General features: G+C 55.7%; 9 protein-coding genes. 7 read left to right on the top strand and 2 right to left on the bottom strand.

Annotated elements, in window-relative coordinates:
• From ACOCD2_RS09070 to kdsB, 6 genes are all read left to right on the top strand, one after another.
• Window positions 1-892 (top strand): MBL fold metallo-hydrolase (locus tag ACOCD2_RS09070; RefSeq protein WP_293672584.1); only part of this gene is annotated, 892 nt, incomplete at its 5' end.
• Window positions 893-1,056: 164 nt separating this feature from the next.
• Window positions 1,057-1,671, top strand: coding sequence for a MotA/TolQ/ExbB proton channel family protein (locus ACOCD2_RS09065; protein WP_293646913.1), 615 nt, complete (start codon window positions 1,057-1,059; stop codon window positions 1,669-1,671).
• Window positions 1,672-1,675: 4 nt separating this feature from the next.
• The gene (locus tag ACOCD2_RS09060) at window positions 1,676-2,104 is read left to right on the top strand and encodes an ExbD/TolR family protein (protein WP_293646911.1); all 429 of its coding nucleotides are present in this window, start codon (window positions 1,676-1,678) and stop codon (window positions 2,102-2,104) included.
• 6 nt (window positions 2,105-2,110) lie between these two features.
• Entirely contained in the window at window positions 2,111-3,100 is a 990-nt protein-coding gene (lpxK, locus tag ACOCD2_RS09055; protein ID WP_293646909.1) for a tetraacyldisaccharide 4'-kinase, read from the top strand.
• Entirely contained in the window at window positions 3,081-3,260 is a 180-nt protein-coding gene (locus tag ACOCD2_RS09050) for a Trm112 family protein (protein WP_293646907.1), read from the top strand. The genes lpxK and ACOCD2_RS09050 overlap by 20 nt, the downstream gene beginning before the upstream one ends.
• Window positions 3,260-4,024, top strand: a complete 765-nt coding sequence (gene kdsB, locus ACOCD2_RS09045) for a 3-deoxy-manno-octulosonate cytidylyltransferase (protein WP_293646905.1) — start codon at window positions 3,260-3,262, stop codon at window positions 4,022-4,024. Before ACOCD2_RS09050 ends, kdsB begins: the two co-directional genes overlap by 1 nt.
• Before the next feature lie 72 nt (window positions 4,025-4,096).
• Here the strand turns inward: kdsB and ACOCD2_RS09040 are convergent, their stop codons facing one another.
• Window positions 4,097-4,363 (bottom strand): hypothetical protein, encoded by a 267-nt coding sequence (locus tag ACOCD2_RS09040; protein ID WP_293646903.1) that lies wholly within the window; start codon window positions 4,361-4,363, stop codon window positions 4,097-4,099.
• 220 nt (window positions 4,364-4,583) lie between these two features.
• A complete protein-coding gene (locus ACOCD2_RS09035) occupies window positions 4,584-5,834 on the bottom strand; it encodes a sulfatase (RefSeq protein ID WP_293688231.1) in 1,251 nt (416 codons plus the stop codon).
• Window positions 5,835-6,209: 375 nt separating this feature from the next.
• Between ACOCD2_RS09035 and ACOCD2_RS09030 the strand changes: the two genes are divergently transcribed.
• Window positions 6,210-7,046: an SAM-dependent methyltransferase gene (locus ACOCD2_RS09030; protein WP_293646897.1), complete on the top strand. Its 837-nt coding sequence runs from the start codon at window positions 6,210-6,212 to the stop codon at window positions 7,044-7,046.
• The last annotated feature ends 362 nt before the right edge of the window (window positions 7,047-7,408 follow it).

Genomic DNA, 7,408 nt, shown 5'->3' with positions numbered 1-7,408 from the left:
AGGTTGCCGATTGAAGTGGCCGCTTAAAAGTTGGCGGTTATCGCAGCTACCCGGTCATTACCCCCATTGGCAAGGCATTGCAGTAACTGTGGTACCTGTTTTCGCCGCATTGGTTCTGCTGGGCTTGTGGCGTTTCAGACGAATGGCAGTGCATCCCCTGTGGCGCCTGTCGTCGCTGACTTTGATGCTTATGAGCGGTGTGTTGTTGGCACAGCGGGTCGTCGCACCACAGGCCAGTCATTTCAGAATCACTGTACTGGATGTGGGACAGGGGCTGTCTGCGGTGGTGCGAACCGCCAGGCATGTCCTGGTATTCGATACCGGTCCGAAGTATCCATCGGGTTTCAATACGGGATCAGCGGTGCTGCTTCCCTATCTGCAAAGTCAGGGTATCCGTAAGGTAGACAGACTCGTGCTCAGCCACAGTGATATCGATCACGTGGGAGGGACGCAGGATCTGTTGCGCGGTATTCGGGTTATGGATATTCTCGCCGGGGAGCCACCGGGACTGGGTGGTGTCGCAGCTTTCCGCCGCTGCAGTAAGGATGAGATCTGGTGGTGGGATGGCGTGCGGTTCGAGTTTCTTTATCCTTCGGCATATCGGTTTGAAGAAGGCAACAACGCTTCCTGCGTACTCAAGGTTTCCGTGGACGGGCAGGCAGTTCTGCTGACCGGGGATATCGAACAGCCGGCAGAACAATGGCTGGTACAGCATGTCCGGGAAAGCTTGCGCAGCCAGGTCGTCGTGGCAGCGCCAGTTCTTCCACCGAGGCTTTCATTCGGGCGACTCAGGCCGAATATGTGCTGTTTTCCGCGGGAAAGGACAATCGCTGGGGATTTCCGCGAGAGGAAGTGGTTGCCAGGTGGCTTGCCGGTGGCGCGACGCCCCTGAATACGGCAAATCAGGGCGCCATCAGGTTTGAACTGGGCCGGGATCAGGTGTTGTCCCCCGTTTCCTGGGCGGCAGTTTCCCGGCATTACTGGCACAAATAGCCGGGAAGATTTACACATGTTTTAGTATGATTGGCTTCTGGAAAACGAAGAGGATCATTCGAGGTGTTTGAGTTTATAGAAGCAGGTGGCCTGTTGATGTGGCCGATCATCGCCTGTTCAGTGATCGCCATGGCCATTACGCTGGAGCGGCTCTGGGCTTTCCGCCGCCGCCGGGTGGTGCCTGACCATCTGCTTCCGCAAATCTGGAAGCTGTACAAGAGCAAGGAACTGGACCGGCAACGTATCATGGCCATCCGTGAAAGCTCGCCCCTGGGGCGCTTGCTGGCCACGGGATTGACCAACCTGCACCATTCCCGCGATGTGATGAAAGAGGCCATCGAGGAGGAGGGGCGGCAGGTGGTTCATGAGCTGGAGCGCTATTTGAATGCCCTGGGTACCGTGGCGGCCATTGCCCCGTTACTGGGTCTGCTCGGAACGGTATTCGGTATGATCGAGGTCTTTGCTGCCATCACCAGCGCCGGCGGGGTAGGAAATCCTGCGGTTCTGGCCGGAGGCATCTCCAAGGCGCTGATCACCACGGCAGCGGGTCTGTCCGTGGCCATTCCCAGTCTGATCGCACACCGTTATCTCACCGGGCGGGTGGACGAACTGGCGATTGCCATGGAACAGCAGGCGATCAAGATGGTGGAAGTACTCCACGGCGAGCGGGAGAAGTAAGGCCATGAACATACGGCCCTCCCGGCGCAGCAGAAATGTCCTGGTTGACATGACGCCGCTCATTGACGTTGTGTTCCTGCTGCTCATTTTTTTTATGGTATCCACCACTTTCGACAAACAGACCCAGCTCAAGGTGGATCTTCCCGAGGCCAGTGCCCAGGCAGAAGAAAACCAGGATCAGAAGACCATAGCGATCACCATCGATGCCAAGGGACAATTCTATCTCGACGATCAGGAACTGGTGACCCACGACGTGGATACCCTGAAACGTGCGCTGCAAAAAGCAGCCGCCGATCGCACGGATATTCCGGTAACTGTTACCAGCGACAAGCAGGCGCCTTTCCAGGCAGTGATGATGGTGATGGATGCCGCCGGGCAACTGGGACTCAGCCACCTGAGTTTTCTCGCCAGGTCTTCGCAGGCAGAGGAATAAGGATCCTTGAACAGCATCTGGTACGGCAAAAACCCGCTGGCCTACCTGCTGCTGCCACTGTCTCTTGTTTTTTGGCTGATCAGCAGTTTTCGTCGTCTGCTGTATGTGCTGCGTCTGAAAAAGACTCACCGGTTTTCCGCCCCTGTTATCGTCGTGGGCAATATCACCGTTGGCGGCACCGGCAAGACACCCTTGGTGATCTGGCTGAGCCGGCATCTCATGGAACTGGGATATACGCCGGGTATCGTTGCCAGGGGTTATGGCGGCAAGGCCAGCCATTGGCCTCAGCAGGTCAGACCGGACAGCGATCCGGTGGTCGTGGGTGATGAAGCCGTGCTGCTGGCGCGTCTCAGCAACTGCCCGGTGTGTGTGGCGCCGGAACGGGCCGATGCCGTGCGGGAATTGCTGCAGCATACAGTGTGCAATATCGTATTATCAGATGACGGTTTGCAGCATTACGCCATGGGACGGGACATGGAGATCGTGGTTATCGACGGGGAACGGGGTTTTGGTAACGGGTTTCTGTTGCCCGCCGGCCCCTTGCGAGAGCTCCCCGCGCGGCTGCGCCGCGCCGACCTGCTGATCAGCAACGGTCTCTGGCGCGAAGGTGTGCCCAGCATGACCATCCGGGAACCGCTGGTGCTTCCCCTGCTGAACCTGTCTGAAGAACCTCAGCCACTTTCCAGGGCGGAGGGCGAAACGGTACATGCCGTGGCGGGAACGGGAAATCCACAGCGCTTTTTCGACATGCTGCAGCACTATGGCCTGAAGGCCATTCCCCATGCCTTTCGGGATCACCGGGTCTACCGGAAAAAAGACCTGCAGTTTGATGACGACCTGCCGGTACTGATGACAGAAAAAGATGCCGTCAAATATGCGCGTTTTGCCACCGGACGGCATTGGCTGGTAAGAATAGAAATGGCGCCCGACCCGGGTTTCATAGACGAATTTGATCAACTGATGAAGGGTTTGAAACATGGACAAGAAGTTGCTTGATATCCTGGTTTGTCCGATTTGCAAAGGCAAGCTCGTTTACAAAAAGTCTGCTGAGGAACTGATTTGCAAGGTGGATCGTCTGGCTTTTCCCATCCGTGACGGCATCCCCGTCATGCTCGAACAGGAAGCCCGTCAGCTGCCACCCGACGAAGAAGTCTGATGCGGATCGTTATTCCCGCGCGCTATGCATCCTCGCGCCTGCCGGGTAAACCTTTGCTGTTGCTGGCGGGAAAGCCCATGCTGCAGCATGTTTATGAAAAAGCCTGTGCCAGCCAGGCGCGGGAAGTCGTTGTCGCTACGGATGACGAACTTATTGCCAAGGCTGCCGACGGCTTCGGAGCACGGGTGTGCATGACCCGTACGGATCACAGCAGCGGCACCATGCGCATCGCAGAAGTCATCGACGTCATGGGATGGTCAGACGACGAGATCATCGTCAATCTGCAGGGAGATGAACCCCTGATGCCGGTATCCCTGCTGAATCAGGTTGCCCAGGACATGGAGCACCATCAGTATGCGGATACGGCGACCCTGGCGGCTCACCTGGAACATCCGCAACAGCTTTTCGATCCCAATGTGGTAAAGGTCGTCCTGGACAGGAAGGGTTATGCCCTATATTTCAGCCGTGCTCCTGTTCCCTGGAAAAGGGATGAGCTCGCCTGGGGAAAGGAAATCTCTGCGGAGGTTTCCCGGGGCTACCTGAGACATATCGGTCTCTATGCCTACCGTGCTGCTTTCATCAAGGAGTATGTGGGCTGGCCGGAAGCGCCTATCGAAGCCCAGGAATCACTGGAGCAGCTTCGTACCCTGTGGCATGGCAAGCGGATACACGTGTCCCTGGCTGCCGAAATCCCTCCTGCAGGAGTGGATACGCCCGAGGATGTGACAAGGATAGAGCAGTTGCTCCTGCAGCAGAGCGGCTGAACAGCCTCAAGAGGAGATTCAGGGCAGGGTTGCGGTACGACACCGGCTGAGGCCTTGCATCATGGGCGGGCGTCAGTCGGCAATACGCCCCGCCAGCAGTTCCATGACGTCTTCCGAATATTCGTCCTCGTTTTCCGCGCCACTGAGGGGCAGGGTCTGGCAATGGTCACAACGCCGCGTGGCATTGCCATACTGGTCTGCCTGGATGCGCTGATTCTGGGCTGCCTGTTCCGGAGCGATGACCAGCGCATCTTCTTCCCGCAGAATCTCGACAATAATCCAGACCTTGCTACGAAACAGAAAGCGTTGTCCGATGAGCTTCGTCAATTGTGTGTGCATGGTTTTCGCCAGTTGAATCAGGTTTTATGAGATTACCTCAATAACTATAATACAGCTACACCCCGTAGGGAAATGAGGGGTTATGGGGCGACAGACGAAATCGGCCTGCCTTCCAGATCCGTTGCAGACAGGCCTGTGAAAGGATCGGCCTGTATTTCCATCCATTTTTTCAGGTGCTTGGCCAATTCTTTCTGAATGCCGGCGTAGTTTCTGTCATTGCTCAGATTGTGAATCTCTCCGGGTCCGATTCCAGGTCATAGAGTTCGTCCATGCCAATCAAGTGGTTGATATACTTGTACTTGTCTGTGCGTATGATGCGCAGCGGATGTACCCACTTCTGCTTGTTGTAATACTCTCCAATCACTTTGGTTGCTGGAGTCTGCCCGTTGTTACCGGTGAGCAGGGGTTTCAGGCTGCTGCCGTCACCAACTTCCGGGGACAGGCCGGCAAAATCCAGGATGGTTGGGAGCAGATCCACATTGACCGTAAAAGTATTTTCCCTGCGCGGAATTTTTCCGCCAAACCGTTTTGGTACATGGACAACAAGAGGAACACGGATAACCTGTTCATATCCGAACGGTCCTTTGAACACCAGCCGGTGATGGGTATCCATGTCGCCATGATCCGAGGTCACGATGACCAGTGTGTTTTTCAGTAAATCATGTGCTTTCAGTGAATCCAGGACTTTCCCCAGTTCACGGTCGAAGTCCTTCACTTTTTCCCGATACATGCCGCGGTAGGTTTTCCAGATATCTTCACCCTTGTCATAGAACAGCCTGCCATTGTCTTTCTGCATGTACAGGGTTTGTGCCGCAGGCTTTTCGCTGCTGTCTTCCGCATAGAAACTCTCGGGCAGATGAACGTTTTTTTTCAGTGCGGCAATCGGCCTGGGGGGGGGCTTGATGCCGTACCCGTAGATGGTATGGGGAGCGGTGTAGTTCAGAAACAGGGCAAAGGGGCGTTTTGCAGGATCACTGGACATGGCGTCGAGAAATGCCAGGGCGTGGCGCGTCTTTTCCCTGTCGGGAATGGAGTCTCCGCCCTTGACGGTGCTGAACACGCGGGTGTCATAGCCCTGTGCGTGCCTGCCCACGTCACCGAGATGCCATTTGCCGACATAGGCTGTCACGTACCCCGCAGGCTTCAGGTATTCGCCAATGGTCCTGAAGGAGTCGTCCAGACGTGAAATACGCCGCCCCGCAGCATCGATGGAGCCCGTATTGCCCACAACCCCGGTCTTGTGGGGATAGTAGCCTGTATAGATACTCGACCGGCTGGGTGAGCACTGTGGTGAAGTTACGAAAGCCCGGGTGAACAGCGTGGATTCGCTGGCAAGCGCATCCAGGCTTGGGGTCGAGAAGAAGCTGTCTACCGCACCGAATGCCTGGTAGTGCTGCTGATCGGATACCACGAGGAGAATATTCGGTCTGGAAGTTTCTGAATCAGTCTCCCTGGAGCAGCCCGGGAGCATAAACAGCATCAGGCAGACAGTAAGAATACGGGAAAAAGAAACACGGGGGGTTCTTGGCATAGTGAGGGTGGTCTGGCATCTGAAACTGCTTTGGATCAATCGATTTTAAGCAGTTTCTGTGCTGATGGGAAACATGCCTGGTTAATAACTATGACGCCACCAGCAGCAGTCCGTTAAAAACGCCGTAAATACATCCATGCAGACTTGGCTGCGGCTTCCGTGCCGCAGACATTTTCACGGACTGCCACGGGTACCGTTTTCAATGATTTACCCTGATAGATGACAGGGTCCTGTTGCATGTCGCCCGGGTGCTCGCATTGCCGTGATGGCTTCGCGTATACTGAACCGGATTTTGACTTTTCATGACAACCGGCCATGCCTCATTCCACAACCTGGGATCCAGCAAATATATCCACCACCTGGTTTGATTCACATTTCAACCATGCAGCAAGCCGGGTGCTCGACTGGATTGGTGCTGAACTGGATTTGCAAGCGGCGACGGCCATGATGGATTTCGGTTGTGGCGGTGGAATCACTACACTGGGGGTGGCGCTGCGCCATCCACAGATCAGGGTCCACGGCGTGGATATTGGTGACAAATTCCGCCAATTGCCCGACCTGGCCAAAGAGCAATTGCATCTGCAGCATCTGCCGGACAACCTGCACTTTCATCAGATCGAGCCCCTTCAGGTTCTGGCGGAACATCATGCCGTCGATGCTGTGTTCAGCTGGTCGGTTTTCGAGCATGTGCCCCAGTCCCAGATACCCGTTATTTTCGCCGATCTGTATAACAGTCTGCACAAAGGCGGTTTGTTTTTCCTGCAGATCGAACCTCTGTACTACTCACCCTGGGGCTCGCATCTGAGACGCTTCATCGATGTGCCCTGGGCGCACCTGCTCTGGCCGGGGGAACAGCTTCGGACAGCCGTCATGCAATACAGCGGAGATATTCCGCCTCAGCACCAGGGACACCAGTACCGCGAGCGGAACATGGAGGATTTCAAGCGCTTTCAGCTGGGCGAGTTCGACAGCCTGAATCACATTACCGCAAATGAGGTAGCGGCCCTGGTTCAGGAAGCAGGGTTCGAGATTGTCCGCGAACAGCGTCTGCGTATGGACATCGCTGTTCCGGACGAATTGCTGGAGCGCTACCCGGAAGAAGACCTGCGAACCAACGGTATACTGCTGTTGGCCAGGAAACCACCGGTGTAGTTTTAACACCCTGTTGTCAACCCGGCGACCAGAATACCGGGTCAAATAAGTATCAGGCGGTCAGCCGTTGATCGTCACTCTTTGCACAAATGCGACAGCGGTTTTCTTCCGCCAGTGGGTTGTCCTCTGGCAGGTGAAAAGGGTTGCCGCATTGGATGCAATGCTTTTCCACCAGCGGGATGCGGTTCCGCTTTGCGGATGCCCAGGCCATGGGGTGGATGGCGTCCTCGTTACAAATATCGGCGGTAACTACTCACCCCTATCAGCATAGAGCTGTCCCGAAAAGGCCATTTGAATGGCGACCAGCGGATTGTATCCCTGATTTGCCATGGTCTGCAGGTAACTGGAGATGCGGCAATAGG

Origin of the sequence: Thiolapillus sp., assembly GCF_048562965.1 — a bacterium.
In the GTDB taxonomy this organism is placed as follows: Bacteria; Pseudomonadota; Gammaproteobacteria; order Chromatiales; family Chromatiaceae; genus Thiolapillus; species Thiolapillus brandeum_A.
This window is presented reverse-complemented; position numbering and strand designations above follow the sequence as displayed.